Here is a 21,424-nt window from a genome sequence, read left to right on the forward strand (position 1 = left end):
CAAGTATCCCTATTACAGCTTGTTATTTTGAGTATCCATCTATCAATGTCCTCACGTTTGAATTGGCTGTTGGCATAATTATGCGTAACTCCAGTACAAAAGGGCCTTAAAGAGGTCATTGGTTATAGTTTTGGCGACCCGGAGAGATACCTAACATTGCTCTCCGGCAGCTGCGCTCGGAGGCGATGGTTCTCCAGTGTAAGGTCAAGAATTCGTGCTTGGAAATCGAGCAACTGGCCCAGCGCTTTGTCACGCTGCTCCTCAAGTGCCTCAACCTTTTCCTTCAGATCACGGTTTCTTGACCTTTGTGCAAGCATCATCTGTCTAGGCGACTTCGTGGTCGCCTCGTCCTTATGTACTTCGATCCAGGCCTGTATGTCTGCAACCAGTTCTGGAAAGCGTGCTCTGCGAAGGGCAGAAGGGTCTACGCCGGCTTCTTTGGCGACATTGTTCTGACTGAGGGGTGTTCCTTTTGGCAGAATGTCTGGCTTACCCGCCTTGAGGCGTTCAAAGGCGTCCCTGAATTTCAGCTCTGCTTTGCTGATTTTTCTTGCTTCAACTGTTTGTGATGACATTGATAGCTCGCTCTGCGGATTCTAACTGCGCCTGCAATGACTCATGTAAAGGAGAATCTAGCGTTGCATCAAGGAGTTGAATAGTAACAACGTCTCTGAGCTGCTTTATCGCTGGCAGTTTAGCTATATCCAGAAAAGCCGACGGGCAAGGACTGTTACCTCCAAACCCCATGCAGGAACTAATGTTGCTAATCCCACCAAGAGGACAAGGGGGGCCTGAGTTTGCGCAACCTCCGAGAAATGTCTGCCGGTAGCTTATACGTCCGCTTTTTGCCGCTTTGAGCAATTGGTTGTGGTCTTTTTCTGAGATTTCAGAAAGCATTTGCTGCTTACGCTTCTCTCCGTGCGGTGATACGTATTGATCCGATTGCAGCGCTTTGAATTCCCTAACCATTGATTGGTACATCTCACGCAAGTAGTAGGCACGAGCCTCGTCGTTTAATGGCTCTTTGAGTCGGTAGTAGTTTTTTCCGTAATACTGGCTCATTGCGCGAGAAGCATGTTTCAGTTGATATTGAACCGCCGATTCGGTGACCAAGCCACTTGCGAGCATATTGACAGCGCCGGTTCTACGTAACTGATGCCACGCCAGTGGCCAGAGCTTGCCTACCGTAAATTTCTCCGGGTCGAGGCCGAATGTCATCCTGTTTGCCATTTCAAGATCAGACTCGGTAATCGTAAGCTCGTTGGCATCAAAGAGTTTGGGCCAGATGTTCCATATGTCCCCATAGGACCGCGTTTTTTTGAACTTTTTGGTTGTCTGAGATAGCGGCGCCTTGGGACTCCATGGCTCATGTGGCAACGATTGGAGAATCGGGTTTTCAATATCTTCCTTTGACAGCTGTATGTAAGGGTTCTTTTTGGCGGCTGTCAATCTTAGCTTCGCAACCGCCCTCATGGCTTTCACAGCAAGTTCGGTCGTAGGCGAGACAATCCAACGTGCATCATCGTCCTCAATGGTTTTGGTTGTAACGCCTTTAAGTGTATAAATGTCATCACCTAATTGATCACGCTCAACTTCGTAGCAATTAGCACGAAGTCTAGCCCCTTCACCTACTCGCATTAACGAGAAATTAAGTAAATAGGCCAAGCCAACATTGCTTATCAGAGTTAGATAGGAAGAAAGTGCGCCTACCCCGGCCTGTTCGGTTAATTTTACCCAGCGGTCTAAGAGGTCTGATATGCCGAATTTCTTAGCAATTTCCAGAAAAGAACCGTAAAACACCATACCAGAACGTCTTTCCCCTTTGACACGGGACTTGAGGAACGGCGCATCACCGCCAAGCCCACCGAATGCGTAGGATAAATCGCCCCCGGCATTCTGAGCGTATGTAGATAAGCAAAACTCATAACAGGACTCGACTTTATCTTGATAGAGCCGAAAATCGTCAAGGCATTCACGGAGTCGTGATACTTGGTAAGACCAAATTCTGGTAGGAATATAGGCTGTTTGGGTAGAATCAACGGTTGCAAGCTCACTGTTGAGCAGTTGCATTCCGCTCTCATCGAGTATAATAAAACCCAAACTATCTTTTGCTATAAGCAACGAATGAAGGCATGCAATTAAGCGATCTGACCGCTGCTTGTAATAGCTTGATAGGGACTCGATTACCTTTGGATATTTATGAAGATCTGTAACCAAGACGCCGGCGTCAGTGCAAGCAACAAACAGGGGTTTTAGCGTTTCAAACTTATATACCAATGCCTTAGCAGAACGTATCGCAGACTCCCCCCAAAGCCACCATGCGACGACTTGACGTAAGAAAAAAGCGTTCTGGTGGCTGACCTTTCTTCCTTGACCAGGGCCGTCTCCGAAGTAAATCGTGAGTGTCTGTTCAGACCAAGGTGAAAGATCCCACCTCACGTCGCCATAGCGCGATACCACATTACCATAGGTATCTATAACAACAGGAAAATCATTAGTTGGCGGCCAGGTGTCAGGCTTGAAATTTAAGGCATCTGTCTTGGTTAATAGGGAGTCAATCTGTAGTCCTGGGAAGTACGCCAAGTTCATACGATCACCTCCAATAGCTGAATATGCCCGTTCCAGGAGGGGTGATAACGACCAGAACGAACGAAATCCCTGGAGTCTTTTACCCACGTCGCTCGTATCTCGCTACCTGATGCTATGGCATCCAGCTTCTGGTTGATTCGGTTAATTAGATGATATGCCGGATGAGCCTCCTGCTTGGTTGAAGGCTTGTACAGATTTGTTTCCAAGCTCTTTATCTTCGCGTGAGATGCAAGCTTCCAGCAATAATCAAAACTCATAATGTCTCTGTGTTTAGCGCAGAAAAGGCAGCCTTCAGGGCTAATGCAATCAGGCTTCGGTGCCTCTCTGGCTGTATCAGAAATTAGTTCTGGAGTATTTTTTTCATCTACGCATATACCTGGCCCCGGCGGCGAATAGGCCGGATCTGTTGCTTTATGAAAGTTTAATATTTCAGACGCCGCTGACTGATGGTGTGGTCTTTCATAATCGCGAAGAAGGACTTCTTTGCCATGGGCCACTTGCTCTGCTGTCAAGCCGACATCACGGCTTCTCCTCAGTAGCCAATTTACTCTTGTTTTTCTTAATTCCTGTGGACCAAAAACCTGAATGTCAATTTTTTTGAATGCTTTTCTTAAAGTATTGCAACCGACTTTTGAATCTCTCGCTCTAATCATACCCCGACTTTGCAGGGGGAATAGACGAGCATCATGTTCAGAGAAACCTATCTCATCGAGCCACCGCAGATACTTTTCTAAATGCTCTTTGTATGACCTATAACATCGGAAAACAGCTTCTCCACTGCGCCTGCCTTTATATACACGAAAAACTTCAAGATCATCCCCATTAGACTTCCAGCGGTAACTTTCCTTCTCAAGCATTGATGCTTGCGCTAAATTCATGGATGTTTGGGCAATAAATATTAAAAGCTCCGCCTCGATTCTTAGATTTAAGATCGCCGATCTTTTATGCACATCAAAAATATTTTCATCGTCTGCTAACGGAGCACGTGCTTTTTTAGCACTCCGCCTAGCCGCATTATCTTCTATAGATTCAACGTCCAGGGCCGGATTGATCAAGTTACCTGCGACGGTGAATATTTTACTGTTTTCAAGTTCTATAGTAATAGGAAGAGAGCCCCGGACTGTTGCAAGATCCAGTGCGTCGCATACTATTTTTAAAGCACGGCCAAACTCATATGTTTGGGTGAGATTCTGCTTGTCAGCATTGGTGCTCAGTACTTTCTTTTTAGATCGTGGTTTTCTCACCCTTGTCTGCATCAAGAGGTTTCCGCCGGGGTTAGTTCCTGACAGCCGCAACGCCCTTGCAATGAGGTTTGCTAATTTTGAGGTCTGCCTATAGGCATAGATTTCCGACACTTCCTTTTTTATTTTTGACCTGTATATCTGATATTCCGACCACTCCTTAAAAGTATCGATCAAAGCATTCTGATGTATAGGGAATGAGTTTTTGTCGGACCATGCAAAAAACCGCCAAAGCACCTCCAGACTTGATTCGATAAGTGCCCGCGAGCGGCCCTGACTTATCATGGTCGAAATAGCCTCATGGAATACACATACAACTTGAGCACGCGCAGCATCTGGCTCACAAATTAAATCCTCACCGATACTTTTGATCGCCTGTTTTCTCCGCATACTTGCGCTGTCACGATGCAGAAGTATTCTGAGATCCCATGGAGTTTGGTGAGTCCCTACGGCTAAACCTGGAAAAGTAAGGTCTAATTCATGCATGACTATTTCCTTTAGCCAGCCCCATAAAGACCTCTGAGAAGGCATCTGCTGCCTCTGCCATTGCTTTATTAGTCTCAATGAACTTTATGTACTTCATTGTTGTGCTTTCATCTTGATGCAAGCAGGCTTCTTTTACGAACTGGATGGCATCACCTACCGGCATGAACTTCAGTGCCACACGCATGAGTTCAGTTGCAAAAGTGGCGCGCGTTCTGTGGAAGTGAAATCCTCGCATAACTTTCATCCCAGCCTTTTTGCCAGCGGATCGAAGGCGAGACATCTCTACATTCACTGCGCGGCTATCATCTCCGTTATAAGGGTTACCGTAGCCCCCTCAGTCACAATAGATGTCCGCTCGTTTACCATTGATACTTGAGGGGCGGACGGATTTATTCAGTGCCCAGTTACAACCCGGAATTCAAAGAGCAGACCGTCAGAAAGATGATGCCGCCCTATAATCAGAGTGTTGCCCATCTGAGCCGAGAGATCGGTGTTTCGGAGCCAACGCTGTATGCTTGGAAAAAGCAGTTTCAGACCAGAGGATTTGTTGTGCCAGCCAAACCGTCCAGCCCGGATCGTTGGGATGCCCGTGCCAAGCTGGCAGCGGTCATCCAGACCGCCTCCATGAATGAGGCCGAACGCTCGACCTATTGTCGTGAGCATGGTCTGTACCCAGAGCAGCTGGAGGCCTGGAAGGAGGCCTTCGAGGGTATGGATGCTGGCGGCCATCCGGCTGACAAGGCGCAGCTGACAGCAGAGCGCAAGAAGAGCCGTAAGCTTGAAAAAGAACTGCTGCGCAAGGAGCGTGCCCTGGCGGAGGTGGCTGCCTTGCTGACCCTGTCAAAAAAAGCCCAGGCCATCTGGGGCACCAGCGAGGACGATTGATCTCCGAGCCGATGAAACAGATGGCCATTGCCTTGATTGACGAAGCGGTAGAAGCAGGTGCACGCAAGCACTTGGCCTGTGGGGTGCTCGGCCTGACCGATCGTACGCTGCGCCGCTGGCAACGCAGCGAGACACTGCTAGATCAGCGCAAAGGAGCTGTCCGAAAGGGCAGCGCCCATGCCCTGACCGCACAGGAGAAGGAGCAGATTCTCGCTGTGTGTAATAGCGCGGAACATCAGAGCTTGCCTCCCAGCCAGATTGTTCCTCGGTTGGCTGACCACGGCATCTACATTGCCAGTGAGTCCAGCTTCTACCGGGTTCTGCGAGAGCATGAACAGGCGCATCGCCGTGGACGGACTGCCGCACCACGCACCCTGGAAAAGCCGCAAGCCTGGGTGGCTACGGCACCGAACCAGCTTTGGTCATGGGATATCACGTTCCTGCCGACCGCTGTGAAGGGAGAGTTCTACCGTCTGTATCTGGTGATGGATATCTTCAGCCGTATGATCGTAGGTTGGGAGATCCACCACAATGAGGCTTCAGCACATGCCTCGACTCTGATCAGCAAGGCCTGCCTACGTCATGGCATACGCCGCGATCAGCTGGTGCTGCATTCGGACAATGGCAGCCCGATGAAAGGGGCCACCATGCTGGCAACACTGCAAAAACTGGGTGTGGTGCCCTCGTTCAGCCGTCCATCGGTGAGCAATGACAATCCGTATTCTGAAGCGATGTTCAAGACCTTGAAATACAGTCCAGCCTATCCTGCTAAGCGCTTCGCGGACATCGACCAGGCCCGTGTCTGGGTGCAGCGCTTCGTGAGCTGGTATAACACCGAGCACCGTCATAGTGGTATCCGCTTCGTTACGCCGGAGCAGCGTCATGTCGGCCTTGACCGGGATATCCTGGTCAGCCGTACTGCTGTCTATGAAGCCGCGAAACAGGCCAATCCGGCTCGCTGGAGAACTCGCCCGACACGCAACTGGACACCTATCGATAGTGTCTGGCTTAACCCGGACAATCTGCATGAGGAGTTATTAGAAAAGGAAAGACGTGCCGCATGAGTTACCGGACATCATTGTTGACAACTACCGGTAGCGTGTGAGGAAAAGCAGATCCTGATCTTCCGGGTTCGCCAGCATTTGGCGTTTCAATCGCCTTGTGCTCATCGAATAGGAAATAAGCGACTCAAGAAGCTCTTCTGGTATAGGTACAGAGCCAGAAGCGCTGAATTTTGTTGAAACTGGCGGTCTAGCTCCGGGGCCAACTTCCAAACGCTTCCAGCCAACTTCTGGAACAGTAGTGGCATTGTGGAGTGTTTGAACCTTCAGATCGGTAATGGAGCCAATACGCAACCCCGAAAAAAAGCCGAGTCGAAGCATTAAAGAAAGCTCTTCCGTTGCGTTGCAGTCTGCCAACACAAGTATTTCTTTCATCGCTGAAATAGATACTGGTAACAGGCCGTCTTCCAGCTGTATTGCCCCAGCTACCTTTCGATTCGGAATGGCGAGATCTGTACTGGCAACCTGCATCGTGTGTTCAAATCCGAACGGATTGGTAAGTTTTATCCCAACGAAACGTTGTTCCCACATTGGCCATTCCGGAGAAATAAGGCGGCGCACTTGCATCCATTTATAAAACCGGATCACTGCTGCCATTCTTTGTGATGCAGTGCTTGGGGCGAGATCACCACTATTCCTGGCTGCAACTAGAGCGCCCCGGAAACGGACAAGACAGCGCTCGCTTTCACGCTCAGGAAAATGCCACCACTGGATTGACTCCGCTTCCAGCCACTTTGCATAGGCGAGCAAGTGAAACATATTGGATCGAACAGTTTTCAAATCGCGCTTGGAAGATGTCGCTTGATCCAGGGCCCAAAGATTAGCTTCTGCCCACGTTGAATTATCTTCCCAAACTATCTGGGGAAGATTTTTGATAGGTTTTCGTTTTAATGCTGACCACTGTAAAGAGCCATCTGAGATTTCAGCTCGACGAGGCTGGTAGTTGATTTTTTCAAGAGATGCCATTGACTCGTCCCTCCGACAACCCAATGCGGTTAAGGAAGGAACCTTTTCTGAGCATGGATCGGCCTAATTTGTCACCATTAAACCATGTATGGTGTGTGATGAAAAGTGGGTATGTAACGTTTGCCACAGGCCGGATCGAGCACCCGCACATCGCATAAATGCTGATGAAAGGCGCGGACTTCGGCTACCGCGTCCTTGTGCTTGTTGCGTGCCTCAAAGGCCAGCGCGGCGACCTGCACTTCCTGCCATTCGGCGCGCAGCGGTTCGATTACCGTCGGCAGCACCAGGCGTTCAACATAGGCGCGGGGCGTGTAATGCGCGCCCAGTTTATGCCGTTCGCGCGGGTCGAGCGCGCGCTCCAGCAGGGTACCGAAAATAGCCGGCTCGACGTATCGCCAGTCCGCTTCGGCGGCGCTGAGCAGCAGCTCCATCTGATCCCGATCCAGGCTGATAGCCTGACTGTCGGCAAACAGGCCGCCGTTGAAGCGCAGCAGGGTGTTTTCCAGAATGGGTGAAAAGCCGCCACTGTTCATCGTCTGCCAGAGATTTTCCAGCATCGGTGCGAAGGTTTCGGGCTTGGCCTTGAGGCGCTGCAACAGCTCGGTGAAACCGCGCGCTGGCAGCAGGCCGACATCCTCGGCAAACATGGTGAACAGCGTGCGCATCAGAAAACTGGCGACCAGTTGCGGGGAGTGCCCGCCGGCTTCCAGGGATTTCGCCAATTTCGCCAGTTGATCGGCAATTTCGCGGGTGACCCGTGCCGAGCGCCGTGCGGGGTCGAGGCTGAGCGGGTCCTGCCAGACGGCGCGTAGGCGCTCTCGGATCGGCTCCTTGCCCAGGTCCTCCAACCGAATGCGGTGGCTGCGGGCATCCGGAAAGGGCGTGTAAGTGGCGCCGGAGCGGCTGAATTCCGCGTACAACTCAATATTGCGGCCAACATCCACCACCAGAATGAACGGCGGGCGGCCTTCGTCTGCGGGTAGCGCGCGGGCGTATTGATCGGCCTGGTTGTGCGCCCGGAGCATGGCTTTGTCCCAGCCGGAGCTGTCCAGCGTCTTGCCGGTCTGCTTGGCTTCCAGAACAAAACTGCCGCGTTTGTACAGGTCGATAAAGCCGTTGTTGCTTGAGCCGTCAGGCTGCTTGATGACGACGCGACGCTCGAATACATAGGCATTGTCGCGGGTGTCATCCCCCGCTGGTTCGGGCAGCGGCAGGTCGAGCAGGGCGCAAAGCTCGGTGAGGAACAGCTGGTAATTGGCGCGCTCGGTACCACCGGCGTTCTGCCAGCGGGCCAGAAAGGGTTCCAGACGATCCGTCACGCGACTGCTCCTGTTCGGTTGGACTCAGGATTCTAACCAACCGAGGCGGTGGAGGACAGGTGTAACGGGGATATGGCGGTGCGCTGGTAGGATGGGGCTGCTCTGATTATCTGAGCCAACCCATATATTTTCCTACGCCCCAAAGAATGAATATACCGACCCCGGGGATCAGTATCAGGTTGTATTGGAGGACGAGTAGGCGCTTGAGCTTGGGTGGAAAGTTTCTGATGTCGTCCGGGTCGGCTATGCCTTGTTTCAGATACCATGTGGGGGTTCTGACCACGCCGATAATCTCAGCCAATAGTAGAAAACGACCTATTGGACCTTTACTGAAGTAAGACACCCTAAGCTGGATGGCCTGACAGTTGGGCAGGTGCCGGACCATAACGTCCATTTTGGTGTGGGCGATGTAAAACCACATTACCAAAGCCAGGAAGGCCCAAGTAAAAATAGAGATTCCTATTACAAAATACGTGATTTCTGCGCTGCTACGAGTCACTTGCTGGAAACCTCATACAATAGTTCGCCAGCCCCCCATTCCGAAGGACTCCCCGGCTGCCCCGCCAACCACAGACCCCGGGGGCGCTGCCGCAGATACTATAACTTCGCAGGTCAAGGCCCCAGCACTAACGCCTGCTTCTTTGGGTGCCAACGCACGTTGCCGGGCTTGTGGTTATTCAATCCAGCCCAGATAGCACCCTGCTCCAAACAGGATGAACATTGCTATCAATAACAACAGGACAATGTTGTATTGTAAAAAAAGCAGCCGCTTCAGATTGGGTGGAAAGTTTTTCAAATCATTCGGATCAGCGTTGCCGTGTTTTAAATAGTAGTCAGCATTTCTCAGTATGCCGATAACCTCGCTGAGCAGAAGCAGTCGGCCTACAGGTCCCATACCAAATGTTGGCGCTCTGACCTGAACAGAGCGGCAGTTAGATAAATGTTTGAGGATGACATTCATTTTGGTATAAGCGGTGACAAGTAGAGCTGCTAACATCAAAAACATGAGAGCAAATGGGACTGTCAGATTTTTTGTGTTCGGGCCGTTAATGGCCTGCCATCAGGTAGGCCCTCACTTACCAGGTCGGCCTGGTGAAGCGATCTTCGTATAGGATCGCGAACTGATTCATAGCGGCTTTCCAGTCATGTGCCGCGTTACCCCAGTTGGCAGTGATATTACGTAGCGCCAACCAGATCAACTTCGTCGCGGCCTCATCCGTTGGGAAGTGGCCCCGGGTTTTAATGATCTTACGCAACTGAGCGTTGATGCTTTCAATCGCATTGGTCGTATAGATCACCTTTCGTATGGCGGGCGGGAACACAAAGAACGGAATGACCCTATCCCACGCACGCCGCCAGGCTGCTGTGACCGTCGGGTACTGCTTACCCCATGGCCCAGCTTCAAACGCGTCCAAAGCCTGCGCTGCGACCTCGGCGTTGAGCGCCTGATAGATGGGCTTGAGAGCTTTGGCCAGCTCTCTGCGCTTGTCCCAGCCTGCATAATCAAGGCTGTTGCGGATCAGATGTACAATGCAGGTCTGCAAGGTGGTATCCGGGAACACCGCACTCAGGGCTTCAGGTATGCCCTTCAGGCCGTCAGTCACGGCGATCAATATATCTTCTACGCCTCGGGTCTTCAGATCGTTGAACACCTTCATCCAGAATTTGGCGCCCTCCGTCGTTTCGATCCAGATGCCCAGAATATCCCGTGTACCGTCCGGTAACACCCCAAGCGCTAGGTAAACGGCCTTATTGCGAACCAGGCCCTCGTCCCGAATTTTGACCCTCAAGGCATCGAAAAAGATGACCGGGTACATTGGCTCCAAGGGGCGTTGCTGCCAAGCGCTAATCTCTTCCAATACGGCATCGGTAACCGAACTGATGAAGTCATGAGAAACATCGGTTCCGTACTGCTCGGCCAGGAAGGCTCGGATTTCACGAACCGTCATGCCTCGGGCATACATGGCAATGATCTTGTCGTCAAAGCCGGTAAAGCGGCGCTCATGCTTGGGAATCAGGATCGGGGCAAAGCTGCCGTCGCGGTCTCGGGGGATGTCCAGACGCAGCGGGCCATCATCGGTGAGCACTGTCTTGCCGCTCCGGCCGTTACGCTGGTTGCTCGCCCCCTCTGGGCGCTCAGCACCTTCAGGGTAGCCAAGGTGATGCCCTAGCTCGGCACCAAGGGCCCGCTCGATCAACGCCTTCTTGAACGCCATCGAGGCATCCTGAATGGCTTCAGCGCTCATCGGGCCATTGACGAACTGATCAATCAGCTCTTTGGGAATTGCTGGTAGGTCTCGCGGGGTTTCACGCCCCGGCTTCTTCTTGGTCGGCATACATGCATCCTCTGCTGCAACATGTTATGCCCAAACACAAAATTTATGACACCCCCGAGCAAATATAACAACACCCGCTACCATATACGTTATTTCAACAAGGGTCATTTGGTAGCCTTATATAAGAGCTCTCCAGTGAGCTCCCCCGCACGACCACCGACAGCCCCAGCGGCCACCGAGACCGTTCCTACAACCATAAGACCGCAAACGAGGCCGCCAACGCCGGCAGAACCTGCACCTATCGTCACGCAAACCGCTCCGGCCCTCGCCCCTTTGACTGCTATGCCTGCCAGTGAACCTGTTGCTGCCCCGCCAGCAAGCAGACCCCTCTCGGTAAATTTCATCTGCCGGCATTCATCTTCTCTGCCCACTCGGCAGGTTTCTGCGATGGCCATTTCCGAGGATACAATAGTCAATCCGGTGGCGAACCAAGCGCCACCCTTGATGTAACGTGCGGCTCTGTTGATTCCGTCAATATGGCTGGCATAACCGGGAATTTCACCGGGTACGCCCGCCTGATTCCAATGATGAACCAAGCTGCGACTGGAAATGCCAAGGGCGTGCTTGAGCTCTGGGTGATCCGGGATGCCGGCGCCCTTACGCACCAAGGGCAGCAAGCCGTTGTCGAGCTGTGCCATTAAAATTTTACGTTGATTGAAGAAGCTTTCGTGGCACAGGTGGCTATAGCGGGCATAGGAGCTTTGGTGCAGTTGTTCCAGATTCGCCAGTGTGTGACTGATGCTGTCCAAGTGTCGCCCGGCCATGAGCGTACCGATGGATAGACCAGCGCCGGAATAGCCGATAAAGGAGCCGAGAGTGTCGTAGTGTTCCAGCATGAATTGAGCTTCGTCATCGCTGAGCTCTTGCAAGACCGCTTCTACCGTTCCGGCGGCCTCCATCAGCTGGGCTTCTTCATAGTAAAACCGCCGACTGTATCCGGGCTGCCGGTAGTGATGCGACCACCATGTGAGGTTTCGCTACCTAGATAGGCGAGCGGTCGGCCATTGATGATGACTGTTGGAAAGCCTTGAGTGATGACCGCGCCACAGCCGGAGACATCGCCGACCCGGGCGGCACCGAAGCCATCGATAAGGGGGTCGCCGGAGGCCGAGGTGATAGCAGCGGTGCCATGACCCTTGATCGGGCATTGATGCATATCGCCAAGACGGGCGGCTGGAATCATGGTTATCGCTCCTTGAAAGGTATCCGGCGGACAGTTCTACTGCAGAAGCGGTGGTGGGGGAATCGGTTGCGGTGGCGTCGTGCTCAGTATGTGATGAGCTTGGCATTCATATGCCGCAGAACTTTTGTCTGGGCTTGTTTTCAGAACACCGGAATCAACAGGGTTATCGAACGGGAACCGAATAGCCTCGGTCAGAAAAGGGTTCAGATGATCCGTCACACAGCTGCTGCTGTTCGGTCGGACTCAGGGTTCTAGCTAACCGGGGCGGTGCAGATGTAACGGGGATATGGCGGTGCACTGGTAGGATGGGCGGCTCTGGCTATTTCAGCCAGCCCATATACTTGCCTACGCTCCACAGAATAAACATGCCGATACCGGGGATGAGTATCAAGTTGTACTGGATGACGAGTAGGCGCTTGAGCTTGGGCGGGAAATTCTTGATGTCGTCCGGGTCGGCTATGCCTTGCTTCAAATACCATGCGGGGGTTCTGACCACGCCGATGATCTCGGATAACATCAAAAACCGACCTATCGGACCTTTGCCAAAATAAGGCACTCTGAACTGGATCGCTTGGCAATTGGACAGGTGTCGAAGCATGACGTCCATCTTTGTATAAGCGATGTAGAACCACATTACCAAGGCTAAAAAAGCCCATGTTAAAACGACGAGATTCAAAACAGAGTATATAGTTGCAGCAACGCTCATTCCGTAAGCCTATATATTAATTCCCCGGCTAATTCCCCACCTTGCTCGCCATAGGCTGCGCCAACCGTCGATGCGGCGGCGGCAACCAATACTCCACAAGCCAGCGTACCCATGCCGACAGTTGGCACCCCTACAGCGATGCATAATGCACCAGCGGTGGCCCGACCGATCATTGCGCTGCCAACTGCACCGCCGATCACAGTACCGGAAAACCGCCCTCTCTCGGTAAATTTTACGTGCCTGCATTCGTCCTCTCGGCCCACTCGGCAGGTTTCCGCGATGACTCTTTCTGAAGCTACGGCAGAGAGAGCAAGAGCGGCCCAGCTACCCCTTTTTATGTAACGTGCCGTGCGGCTAATTCCTTCAATATGATTGGTATAGCCAGGAATCTCACCAGCTACACCGGCCTGATCCCAGTGGTGAACCAAACTGCGGCTGGAAATGCCAAGGGCGTGTTTGAGTTTGGGATGATCCGGGATGCCAGCGCCCTTCCGCACCAAGGGCAGCAGGCCGTTGTCGAGCTGAGCCATCAGTATTCGGCGTTGATTGAAGAAGCTTTCGTGGCGCAGATGGCCATATCGGGTATAGGAATTTTGGTGCAGTTGTTCCAGATTCGTCAGTGTATGACTGATGCTGTCCAAGTGCCGCCCGGCCATGAGCGTACTGATGGATAGGCCAGCGCCGGAATAGCCGATAAAGGAGCCTAGGACATCGTAGTGTTCCAGCATGAACATGGCTTCGTCATCACTGAGCTCTTGCAGTGCCGTCTCTACCTTGCCGGCGGCCTCCATCAGCTGGGCTTCTTTCCGAGTGCATTGACGGTTGTCCGGATCGCTGATAATGGCCATCTGCCCCGGCTTGAGCCATTCACCCAGGTGCGGATTGAGGTGCTTGAAGTGTGCCAGCAGAGCTGGGCTGGGTGAGTCGAACAGCAGTTCTTCCAGAGCGCTACGGGACATGCTTTCCTGAACGATGTGAAACCCGGGTTCGATCAGACTGAGGGCAGCGGATTGCTCTTCCTGCTGCGCCGCCCGCTTCTGCTCTATTTCCTGCTCATGCTGCAGGGTATTTGTAGGCTGGCCGTTAGCGGTCTCGGTAGCATCCGGGTTCACCAGTGCATTCTGGTTTTCGGCCAGTTGTTCCAGATGTGGATCTTCCAATAACTGGCTGAGTATCTGATTATTTATCTGACCCTGAGTATCGATGGCACCCAGGCGGGCGAAGTCGACGATGGCCCCCGAGCCACTCATGGTGAAACCGCCGAACGTATCCGGGCTACCGGTGGTGATGCGACCACCATGTGAGGTTTCGCTACCCAGATAGGCGAGCGGTCGACCATTGATGACCACTGCTGGAAAGCCTTGTGTGATGACCGCGCCACAGCCGCAGACATCGCCGACTCGGGCGGCACCGAAGCCATCGATAAGAGTGTCGCCGGAGGCGGAGGTGATGGCGGTGGTGCCATGACCCTTGATCGGGCATTGATGCATATCGCCAAGACGGGCGGCTGGAATCATGGTTATCACTCCCTGAAAGGTATCCGGCGGACAGTTCTACTGCAGATGGGATGGCAAGGGAATGGGTGACGGCGGGGTGACACTCAATTTGTGATGAGCTTGGCATTCATATGCCGAGAGCGGTTGTCTGGGTTTGCTTTCAGAGCACTGAAATCAGTTTTTCATCTTCTGATCGACACACCTTCACCCGCCCGCCCTCTACTCTGTAGGTCAGGTAGCAGTGAGCTCGTGGGTTACTGAGCAGGGTGGGGTTGAAGACTGCGGCGTTCACCCCGCTGCATCGAGCGGAGATGGTCAAAAGGCCTGGAAGGCCCTGCCTGTCAAAAGATTCCCCCAGCGTCTGACACGCTGCGTAGTCATCTGAGCGAAGCTCAGGCCACTCTTCTGACATGGGCACCAGATTGACCAATGCCCCGTTGCACTGAACAAGATGCACCCGGCGCTCAATCGCCACTCCCTCAATATCTTGCCACCCTGCGTCACGGAGCAGGCCATTGCGCCAATGATGGACGGTCTCATGAATGGTGGTTTCCAGCGTTTCGCTCCCATACCAGACGCCAAAGTAACCGCTGCTGAAACGGCTGGCGCCAAGGTTATCGAAGGGGAACCGAATGGCTTCGAGAAATGCGGCCTCCTCGAATGGTCTATCAATTATGGGGTGACCAGACTGGAACTGAGGTGGCTTGCAGGTGATTTCCAATTCGATCGCTGCAGCCCAATCCTCTGGATCGTCGCTGAGGTCATCGAAAAGATCCTGCGATTTTCGAAGCGAAACAATATTGCGAAAAAGGTCGCCATCAATGGCTTTGAGAGTGAGGCCTTCCAGATCTCCGAATGCCATGCCTATCGACCTCTCTGCACATCCAGATAAGCCCTGACCATGTACATCCCGATCATCCCTTGGCGATCGATGAGTTCGACCGGTGACTGACCATCGAAAGCCTTGTTGGGCTGGGACATCCAGGCATAGGTCATGTCGCGGTTGTAAGGGAACAGCAAGCGTAGAGACTTGTGGATGCCAAGCAGTATGCCGGCACGTTCCAGCTTGTCCCTGTCGTTGGCGAGTGGCTGGCCATTACGGTACTTGCTCAGCGCGGCCCGGTTATCTTTGGACAGGCCCAGCAAGCTCAGCTGTTCAATGGTCGAGAGCTTCCAGTGATCGAACAGGGTGATCAGCATTTTGCCAATCCTTGAACGATCCACTTGGCCCGCACTTTTGTCGCTGTACATGAGCCCTCCGATAATAAAGCAACGATTTATGTTGCAATTATAACAGAGAAGGAAGATTAGGCAATTTCCAACAGAAGCCGTGGTGGATTGGTCAGCGCTCGACTTCCTGCAACGCCCAGGGCAGCTCCGCAACTCGGCAAGGCTGGCTGCTGAGATCGATGAGGTCGCCGTTGGCGGGAACCAAGCCACCAATGCCGAGGTTGCGGGCGAAATCCATGTGCGCTTGCTGATGGTAGTTCTCGCCATGCACCGGCAGCAGGTAGCGTGGACGCAGCCAGCCATACAACTGACGCAGGTCTTCCTGCGGAGGGTGACCGGATGCATGAATGGGCGCCATGTCATCATCGATGATATACACACCCTGGCGCTGCAGGTTGTTCCTGATGCGTTCGAGAGCTTCTTCGTTGCCGGGAATCAGACGCGAGGAAAACACCACTGTATCACCGGCTTCCAGGGTCAGCTGCGGATGGTTACCTGCGGCCAGTCTGCCCAGCGCGGCGCCGGGTTCGCCCTGACTGCCGGTGCAGATCCATAGCTGCTGATCGCGCGGTAGAAAGCCCAGCTCCCACGGACCGATGAACCCCGGGCGTGCTCGCAGGTAGCCGTGGGCGCGACCGAAGCTGTGCATGCTGACCAGACTGCGTCCCAGCAGTCCGGCATAACGGCCGGTATCGAAGGCGATTTCCGCGAGGCTGTGCAGACGCGCAAGGTTGCTGGCGAAACAGGTAACGATTACCCGCTGGGTGCACGGGCGGATAGCATCCAGCAGACCATTCTGCACCGCCGCTTCGGAGCGGCTGGCAACATTGCCGGGGGCATTGGTCGAGTCACCGATCAGGACATCCACGCCCTCTCGGCCAAGGGTGCGCAGCCGCTTTTCAGCAGTCAACTCGCCCACCAGCGGTTGCGGATCGAGCTTCCAGTCGCCGCTGTGGTAGATGCGCTTATCAGCTACTTGCAGCAGGATGGCGTGGGACTCGGGAATGGAATGGGTGACGGGTATCCACTCCGCCTGGAAAGCGCCCAGACCGATTGGCTGCAGAGGCTGAATTTCGTGCAGCGCTGGCCAGTCCAGATTCTGCGCCAGCTTGTTGCGGATCAGCCGGGCGGTAAAGGGGCTCGTATACAAGGGGCAGCCAAGCTGGCGCCAAAGATGCGGAATGGCGCCGATATGATCCTCATGCCCATGGGTGATCAGCAGCGCACTCAGCTTGATGTCATATTTGTTCAGGGCGCTGAGGCTGGGTATCGAGATACGGGTGTCGCCACTGGCCGTCGGTTGCATGGCAAAGCCGCAATCGATGGCGATCCACTCACCGCCGGAGCCGTACAGATACAGGTTGGCACCGAACATCCCCGCGCCGCCGAGGGCAACGAAATACGGGCCGACCTGGCGGTGTAACTGATCAAAACGCGGTGCGGGCATAACGGATTCCAGTGGAGGATATACCCGACAGCTTAGCAGGCGCCGTCCGTCAGCGTGTCAGCCAAAGAACCAATAGCACATACCGATGGCAGTGAGCACGCCGGCCAGATCTGCTATCAATGCACAGCCCAGGCCATGGCGGATGCGGGTGATGCCCACTGCGCCGAAGTACACCGCGATCACATAGAAGGTGGTTTCCGTGCTGCCCTGAAAGGTTGCCGCCAACAGCCCGGGGAAGCTGTCGACACCGAAGGTGTCCATGGTCTCGATCATCATCGCCCGGGCGCCGCTGCCGGACAGCGGTTTCATGAAGGCGGTGGGTAGTGCGTCGATAAAGCGGTCGTCCCAGCCGAAGATGTCGGCCAGCCAGCGCACGCCATCCAGCCCGGCATCCAGCACACCGCTGGCCCGCAGCACGCCGATAGCTACCAGCATGGCGATAAGAAACGGCAACAGCGATACGGTGAAGCTGAAACCTTCCTTCGCTCCTTCGATGAAGGTGTCATAGACCCTGACCTTGCGCAGTGCCGCGACGCCCAGAAACAGCATGACGATGCCGAACAGGGTCAGATTGCCGATCAATGAAGATGTTGCGGCCAGCGCCTGGGCAGACATGCCGGCGAGGCTGGTCAGCAGCAGACCCAGCGCCACGGCGCCGCCCAGCAGGTAGGCCAGCACCACCGGATCATGCAGGCGCAGGCGTTGCATGAAGGCGACGGTCAGCAGCCCCACCAGGCTGGACACGGTGGTGGCCAGCAGGATCGGCAGGAACACCAGGGTGGGGTCGGTGGCGCCCTGTTGTGCGCGGTACATGAAGATGGTCACCGGCAATAACGTCAGCGATGAGCTGTTGAGCACCAGGAACAGGATCTGTGCGTTGGTCGCAGTGTTTTTCTGCGGATTGAGCTCCTGCAACGAGTGCATGGCCTTGATGCCGATCGGTGTGGCTGCATTGTCCAGGCCGAGAATATTCGCTGCGAAGTTCATACTGATGTGGCCAAGGGCGGGATGGCCGCTGGGTACCTCCGGCATCAGCCGACGGAACAAGGGGTCCAGCAATCGGGCCAGCAGGCGGATCAGCCCGGCCTTTTCGGCAATCGCCAGAAACCCCAGCCACAGCGTCATAGTGCCGACCAGGACCAGAATGATCTCGACACTCAGCCGGGCCATGTCGAACATGGCTGCCACCAGGCGGCTGAACACGTCGCTGTCCCCCACACCAAGCCACTGCCACAGTGCAGCGCTGAAGGCAGCGAGGAAGAAGCTCAGCCAGATTCCATTGAGCATGGGTGCGCCAATCCTTTCAGGGTGGAGTGATCGCGGGTTCTACCGGCGTGGCGAAACCGGTGAAGCGAGCTATCTCGGCAAAGCTGCCGGGGACCAGTGCAGCAAGGATAGCAGCGGTATGCGCATCGGGCTCGCCATCATGCAAGGTTGGTCGAAAGCGCATCTGGAAAGCAGCGATGATATTGCGCGTAGCGTCGGTCTGGCCAGGTCTTCGAGCCAAGCTGTAGCCGAAGCGCTCCAGTGTCATTTCGAACCAGGCTAGGGGCGGCGTTTGCCCGGCTAACAGGTGTTGGTACCGGGCAACCTGGGTAGCCTCCGGCCAGACCGCCACGCCCGCCTCGGCCAGTTGTTGCCAGGGAAACAGCGGGCCGGGGTCGAGTTTGCGCTGCGGTGCAATATCGCTGTGGCCGATGACGTGCTGCGGCGACAGTCCATGTCGTTGCAGGATATCCTGCAACAGCGGGATCAAACGGTCTATCTGCTGCTGGTCCCATGGGTACCACTGACGCCCCTGCGGCGTATCGCGATAACCGGGATGCACTATCTCGATGCCGATGGAGCTGGCGTTCAGCCAGGTGCGGCCCTGCCAGCTGCTGTCTCCGGCATGCCAGGCGCGCCGGTTTTCGTTCACCAGGCGGTAGATGGTCGGCGGATGGGTATCGATCAGATAATGGCTGCTGACCTCGCCCAGGGTCAGGGTATTCATCGCCCGAGCGGAGTCGGATGAGGTGTAGTGCAGAATGACGTACTGCACACGGCTGTCCTGGCCGCGAGCGGTGTGACTGGTATCAATCACCAAGCCACGGCTACAGCCGGCAAGCAGTAACAGGGCGATCAGCAAACCCGCCATCCGGCGGGCAGGGTGGGCCAGCCAGCGCGGCATTATTGCTTGGCGGCTGGCAGGCTGCACATGCTGGGCGGCAGGCGGATATGCATGGATACCGGCAGGTGATCGGAAATCGGCTGCGGCAGCACGTCAACCTGCTCGATATTCAGAGAGGGGCTGAGCAGAATATGATCAAGCACGCGCGCCGGCTTCCAACTCGGGTAGGTGCCAGGCAGACTGGCTGTATGCAGATTGCTGCCGCTCAGGGGAGAGCGCTCCAGCAGATCTTCGGCATGGGTATTCATGTCGCCCATCAATACCACATGGCTGTGATCAGCGATGCGTTCGCGGATATAGGCCAACTGGTTGGCGCGGGTGCGAGTGCTCAGTGCCAAGTGCATCATCACCACCAACAGACTGTCCGGCCCCTGGCCGAAGCTGGTGAGAATGGCGCCGCGCCCCGGCAGCATACCGGGCAGCTTGTGATCTTCCAGCAATTGCGGCTGGAAGCGGCTGAGAAAGCCGTTGGAGTGTTGGGCGAAGCGCCCCAGATTGCGATTGAGCTGCTGATACCAGAACGGGAACTGACTCTCCCTGGCCAGATGCTCCACCTGATTGACGAAGCCCGAGCGCAAACTGCCGCCATCGACCTCCTGCAGCGCGACCACATCAAAGTCATTGAGTAGCTTGGCAATCTGGCCGAGCGTCTGCTGACGACGCGCGTGCGGCAGCACATGCTGCCAGCCGCGGGTCAGATAATGATGGTAGCGCTGAGTATTGATGCCAACCTGAATATTGAAGCTGAGCAGCCGGAGCACATCTGGCAGCGCCGGTGCGTCGTCGCTGCAGGCCCAGTTCGGGTTGGTCTGCAGACAGGCCGGCGCCATGGAGCCCTGGGTAGTGCGCCGCCATGGGATATTGCCCGTTGCAATCATCAAAGCCCCCTTGGTCAGGAACGTTCCTGATCCACCAGATATTCTGCGATTTTCAGCATTTCCTCGAAACTGCCGGCCATGCCGCCTTCAATTCGATATTTGCCGTTGACGATCAGCGTGGGTACACCCGAAGCGCGATAGGCTTTGGCCAGCCGTTTGGCCTGATTCATCTTCAGGCTCACCCCGGCGGAGGACCAGGTCTTGCGGAATTCGTCTTCGTCAATGCCGTATTGCGAGAGCAATTTCACCATCGCATCCGGGTTGGCCAGGCGGTTACCCTGATTGTGAATCGCCTGGAATACCGCGGCATGGGCTTCATCCAGCTGATTCATGCTTTCCAGAGTGTAGAACAACTGACCATGGGTATCCCAGGTGCCGCCAAAGAATGCCGGAACAGGACGGAAGTTCACATCCTCGGGCAGGGTTTTCTTCCACTCGCTGACGATAGGCTCGAAACTGAAGCAGTGGCCGCAGCCGTACCAGAACAGCTCGGCCACTTCGATCTTGTCGGGCTCCTGTGTCGGCGCCACTGCTGGCAGCTTGACATAATGCACGCCGGCCCGGTACTGGCTTTCCTGAGTCTGGGCCTGAGCCATCGCCAAACCACCCAGCAGCCATATCAATCCAACAGTCAACAACTTGCGCATGTGTCTCTCCAGACGCTATTTCAGACAATATTCTGTGTCATTCAGGCCATCATGATGGCAAAAAGGTTCCCCGGCTGGCTATCGTGCTGGCCGCCTGGGTTTTCAACAGTCGCAAAAAAGGGTGGCCTTAGCCACCCTTTTTTTATCACCAGCTATTGCAATGCAACACGGCGATCAACGCAGGCCCTGGATATAGCTCGAGACGGCCTCGATATCCTTGTTGCTGAGACGCGAAGCAATGGTCTGCATGATCATGGCATCGCCATCATTGACCCGGTTACCTTCACGGAAGTCGGTCAGCTGTTTGGCGGTATAGGTCGCGTGCTGCCCGGCCAGCTGCGGGAAGGCAGCGGGATCGTTGCCCTGACCAGTCGGTGAGTGGCAACCGGTACAGGCCGGCAGGCCGATAGCCAGGTCGCCGCCACGGTAGATGGCTTCACCACGGGCAACCAGCTCGGGATCGGCAGCACCGCCAGTCAGGGTTTGTGATGAATAATAAGCCGCAGCGTCAGCCAGGTCCTGCTCGCTCATGTTGGCCACGATAGCGGTCATTTCCGGCACGACCCGCACTTCTTCCTTGATTTCTATCAGCTGCTTGAGCAGATAACGCTCCCCTTGCCCGGCCAGGCTAGGCCAGTTCGGCATGACACTGTTGCCATCTGCGCCATGACAGGCCGAACAGACGGCCACTTTGCCCTTACCAGCTTCGGCATCACCCTGCAGTGCATGGGCCGAACCGGCCACACCGAGGGATAACACCAGACTTACAAGTAATTTATTCATC

At 54.8% G+C, this 21,424-nt stretch carries 20 protein-coding genes and 1 pseudogene; 1 reads left to right on the forward strand and 20 read right to left on the reverse strand.

Translation table 11 applies throughout. The features are described 5' to 3' along the window. Positions 1 to 122: 122 nt before the first annotated feature. From BLU11_RS17395 to BLU11_RS17410, 4 genes are read right to left on the reverse strand one after another with little or no spacing between them, the layout of a single operon-like run. On the reverse strand, positions 123 to 575 hold the full coding sequence (locus BLU11_RS17395; protein ID WP_090275523.1) for a hypothetical protein: 453 nt from the start codon (positions 573 to 575) through the stop codon (positions 123 to 125). Beyond that, positions 556 to 2,589 (reverse strand): site-specific integrase, encoded by a 2,034-nt coding sequence (locus BLU11_RS17400; protein ID WP_090275526.1) that lies wholly within the window; start codon positions 2,587 to 2,589, stop codon positions 556 to 558. The genes BLU11_RS17395 and BLU11_RS17400 overlap by 20 nt, the downstream gene beginning before the upstream one ends. Further along, positions 2,586 to 4,316, reverse strand: a complete 1,731-nt coding sequence (locus BLU11_RS17405; RefSeq protein ID WP_090275528.1) for a hypothetical protein — start codon at positions 4,314 to 4,316, stop codon at positions 2,586 to 2,588. Before BLU11_RS17405 ends, BLU11_RS17400 begins: the two co-directional genes overlap by 4 nt. After that, positions 4,309 to 4,560: a site-specific integrase gene (locus BLU11_RS17410; RefSeq protein WP_197674221.1), complete on the reverse strand. Its 252-nt coding sequence runs from the start codon at positions 4,558 to 4,560 to the stop codon at positions 4,309 to 4,311. The genes BLU11_RS17405 and BLU11_RS17410 overlap by 8 nt, the downstream gene beginning before the upstream one ends. Before the next feature lie 152 nt (positions 4,561 to 4,712). On the opposite strand from BLU11_RS17410, the gene BLU11_RS17415 reads away from it, so the two are divergent. Then, positions 4,713 to 6,265, forward strand: a protein-coding gene (locus BLU11_RS17415; RefSeq protein WP_407920211.1) for an IS3 family transposase whose coding sequence is annotated in 2 segments (ribosomal slippage) — positions 4,713 to 5,166 and positions 5,166 to 6,265 — 1,554 coding nt in all. Because the reading frame shifts where the segments join, the coding sequence is not laid out codon by codon here. A gap of 24 nt (positions 6,266 to 6,289) precedes the next feature. Here the strand turns inward: BLU11_RS17415 and BLU11_RS17420 are convergent. The 16 genes and pseudogenes from BLU11_RS17420 to BLU11_RS17500 form a co-directional block, all read right to left on the reverse strand. Continuing rightward, positions 6,290 to 7,228, reverse strand: coding sequence for a site-specific integrase (locus tag BLU11_RS17420; protein WP_197674222.1), 939 nt, complete (start codon positions 7,226 to 7,228; stop codon positions 6,290 to 6,292). A 77-nt stretch (positions 7,229 to 7,305) separates the two neighbouring features. Beyond that, positions 7,306 to 8,547 carry a type IIL restriction-modification enzyme MmeI gene (locus BLU11_RS17425; protein WP_197674223.1) on the reverse strand — a complete coding sequence of 414 codons (1,242 nt, stop codon included), beginning with the start codon at positions 8,545 to 8,547 and terminating at the stop codon, positions 7,306 to 7,308. Positions 8,548 to 9,220: 673 nt separating this feature from the next. Beyond that, on the reverse strand, positions 9,221 to 9,544 hold the full coding sequence (locus BLU11_RS17435; protein ID WP_157718709.1) for a hypothetical protein: 324 nt from the start codon (positions 9,542 to 9,544) through the stop codon (positions 9,221 to 9,223). Positions 9,545 to 9,623: 79 nt separating this feature from the next. Continuing rightward, a complete protein-coding gene (locus BLU11_RS17440) occupies positions 9,624 to 10,883 on the reverse strand; it encodes an IS256 family transposase (RefSeq protein ID WP_090271862.1) in 1,260 nt (419 codons plus the stop codon). A 104-nt stretch (positions 10,884 to 10,987) separates the two neighbouring features. Then, positions 10,988 to 11,782, reverse strand: coding sequence for a hypothetical protein (locus BLU11_RS17445; RefSeq protein WP_090275534.1), 795 nt, complete (start codon positions 11,780 to 11,782; stop codon positions 10,988 to 10,990). A 14-nt stretch (positions 11,783 to 11,796) separates the two neighbouring features. Then, positions 11,797 to 12,066: pseudogene (locus BLU11_RS17450) on the reverse strand (PAAR domain-containing protein); the annotation flags it as partial. 319 nt (positions 12,067 to 12,385) lie between these two features. Next, the gene (locus tag BLU11_RS17455; protein ID WP_090275539.1) at positions 12,386 to 12,772 is read right to left on the reverse strand and encodes a hypothetical protein; all 387 of its coding nucleotides are present in this window, start codon (positions 12,770 to 12,772) and stop codon (positions 12,386 to 12,388) included. After that, positions 12,769 to 14,289, reverse strand: a complete 1,521-nt coding sequence (locus BLU11_RS17460) for a PAAR domain-containing protein (RefSeq protein WP_090275541.1) — start codon at positions 14,287 to 14,289, stop codon at positions 12,769 to 12,771. Before BLU11_RS17460 ends, BLU11_RS17455 begins: the two co-directional genes overlap by 4 nt. Positions 14,290 to 14,428: 139 nt before the next feature. Further along, complete coding sequence (locus BLU11_RS17465; protein WP_090275543.1) at positions 14,429 to 15,130, reverse strand: RES family NAD+ phosphorylase; 702 nt, start codon at positions 15,128 to 15,130, stop codon at positions 14,429 to 14,431. A 2-nt stretch (positions 15,131 to 15,132) separates the two neighbouring features. Continuing rightward, positions 15,133 to 15,468, reverse strand: a complete 336-nt coding sequence (locus tag BLU11_RS17470; protein WP_197674224.1) for an MbcA/ParS/Xre antitoxin family protein — start codon at positions 15,466 to 15,468, stop codon at positions 15,133 to 15,135. Positions 15,469 to 15,610: 142 nt separating this feature from the next. Beyond that, positions 15,611 to 16,945: a ribonuclease J gene (locus BLU11_RS17475; RefSeq protein ID WP_090275548.1), complete on the reverse strand. Its 1,335-nt coding sequence runs from the start codon at positions 16,943 to 16,945 to the stop codon at positions 15,611 to 15,613. Positions 16,946 to 17,002: 57 nt separating this feature from the next. Continuing rightward, positions 17,003 to 18,232, reverse strand: coding sequence for a nucleoside recognition domain-containing protein (locus BLU11_RS17480; RefSeq protein WP_090275551.1), 1,230 nt, complete (start codon positions 18,230 to 18,232; stop codon positions 17,003 to 17,005). A 16-nt stretch (positions 18,233 to 18,248) separates the two neighbouring features. Further along, entirely contained in the window at positions 18,249 to 19,115 is an 867-nt protein-coding gene (locus tag BLU11_RS17485) for an N-acetylmuramoyl-L-alanine amidase (protein WP_269433219.1), read from the reverse strand. Beyond that, the gene (locus BLU11_RS17490) at positions 19,115 to 19,993 is read right to left on the reverse strand and encodes an endonuclease/exonuclease/phosphatase family protein (protein ID WP_407920217.1); all 879 of its coding nucleotides are present in this window, start codon (positions 19,991 to 19,993) and stop codon (positions 19,115 to 19,117) included. Before BLU11_RS17490 ends, BLU11_RS17485 begins: the two co-directional genes overlap by 1 nt. Positions 19,994 to 20,007: 14 nt before the next feature. Further along, complete coding sequence (locus BLU11_RS17495; RefSeq protein WP_090275553.1) at positions 20,008 to 20,640, reverse strand: thiol:disulfide interchange protein DsbA/DsbL; 633 nt, start codon at positions 20,638 to 20,640, stop codon at positions 20,008 to 20,010. 174 nt (positions 20,641 to 20,814) lie between these two features. Then, a complete protein-coding gene (locus tag BLU11_RS17500; protein WP_090275555.1) occupies positions 20,815 to 21,423 on the reverse strand; it encodes a c-type cytochrome in 609 nt (202 codons plus the stop codon). Position 21,424 lies beyond the last annotated feature (1 nt).

Origin of the sequence: Halopseudomonas litoralis, from assembly GCF_900105005.1 — a bacterium.
GTDB lineage: Bacteria > Pseudomonadota > Gammaproteobacteria > Pseudomonadales > Pseudomonadaceae > Halopseudomonas > Halopseudomonas litoralis.

Bases quoted from the DNA above. Each gene is read 5' to 3' on its own strand.
- BLU11_RS17410 (WP_197674221.1), bottom strand. From the start codon at position 4,560: ATGAAAGTTATGCGAGGATTTCACTTCCACAGAACGCGCGCCACTTTT.
- BLU11_RS17435 (WP_157718709.1), bottom strand. From the start codon at position 9,544: ATGTTAGCAGCTCTACTTGTCACCGCTTATACCAAAATGAATGTCATC.
- BLU11_RS17400 (WP_090275526.1), bottom strand. From the start codon at position 2,589: ATGAACTTGGCGTACTTCCCAGGACTACAGATTGACTCCCTATTAACC.
- BLU11_RS17460 (WP_090275541.1), bottom strand. From the start codon at position 14,289: ATGATTCCAGCCGCCCGTCTTGGCGATATGCATCAATGCCCGATCAAG.
- BLU11_RS17485 (WP_269433219.1), bottom strand. From the start codon at position 19,115: ATGCCGCGCTGGCTGGCCCACCCTGCCCGCCGGATGGCGGGTTTGCTG.
- BLU11_RS17495 (WP_090275553.1), bottom strand. From the start codon at position 20,640: ATGCGCAAGTTGTTGACTGTTGGATTGATATGGCTGCTGGGTGGTTTG.
- BLU11_RS17420 (WP_197674222.1), bottom strand. From the start codon at position 7,228: ATGGCATCTCTTGAAAAAATCAACTACCAGCCTCGTCGAGCTGAAATC.
- BLU11_RS17465 (WP_090275543.1), bottom strand. From the start codon at position 15,130: ATGGCATTCGGAGATCTGGAAGGCCTCACTCTCAAAGCCATTGATGGC.
- BLU11_RS17405 (WP_090275528.1), bottom strand. From the start codon at position 4,316: ATGCATGAATTAGACCTTACTTTTCCAGGTTTAGCCGTAGGGACTCAC.
- BLU11_RS17440 (WP_090271862.1), bottom strand. From the start codon at position 10,883: ATGCCGACCAAGAAGAAGCCGGGGCGTGAAACCCCGCGAGACCTACCA.
- BLU11_RS17480 (WP_090275551.1), bottom strand. From the start codon at position 18,232: ATGCTCAATGGAATCTGGCTGAGCTTCTTCCTCGCTGCCTTCAGCGCT.
- BLU11_RS17445 (WP_090275534.1), bottom strand. From the start codon at position 11,782: ATGGAGGCCGCCGGAACGGTAGAAGCGGTCTTGCAAGAGCTCAGCGAT.
- BLU11_RS17500 (WP_090275555.1), bottom strand. From the start codon at position 21,423: ATGAATAAATTACTTGTAAGTCTGGTGTTATCCCTCGGTGTGGCCGGT.
- BLU11_RS17395 (WP_090275523.1), bottom strand. From the start codon at position 575: ATGTCATCACAAACAGTTGAAGCAAGAAAAATCAGCAAAGCAGAGCTG.
- BLU11_RS17455 (WP_090275539.1), bottom strand. From the start codon at position 12,772: ATGAGCGTTGCTGCAACTATATACTCTGTTTTGAATCTCGTCGTTTTA.
- BLU11_RS17470 (WP_197674224.1), bottom strand. From the start codon at position 15,468: ATGCTGATCACCCTGTTCGATCACTGGAAGCTCTCGACCATTGAACAG.
- BLU11_RS17490 (WP_407920217.1), bottom strand. From the start codon at position 19,993: ATGATTGCAACGGGCAATATCCCATGGCGGCGCACTACCCAGGGCTCC.
- BLU11_RS17475 (WP_090275548.1), bottom strand. From the start codon at position 16,945: ATGCCCGCACCGCGTTTTGATCAGTTACACCGCCAGGTCGGCCCGTAT.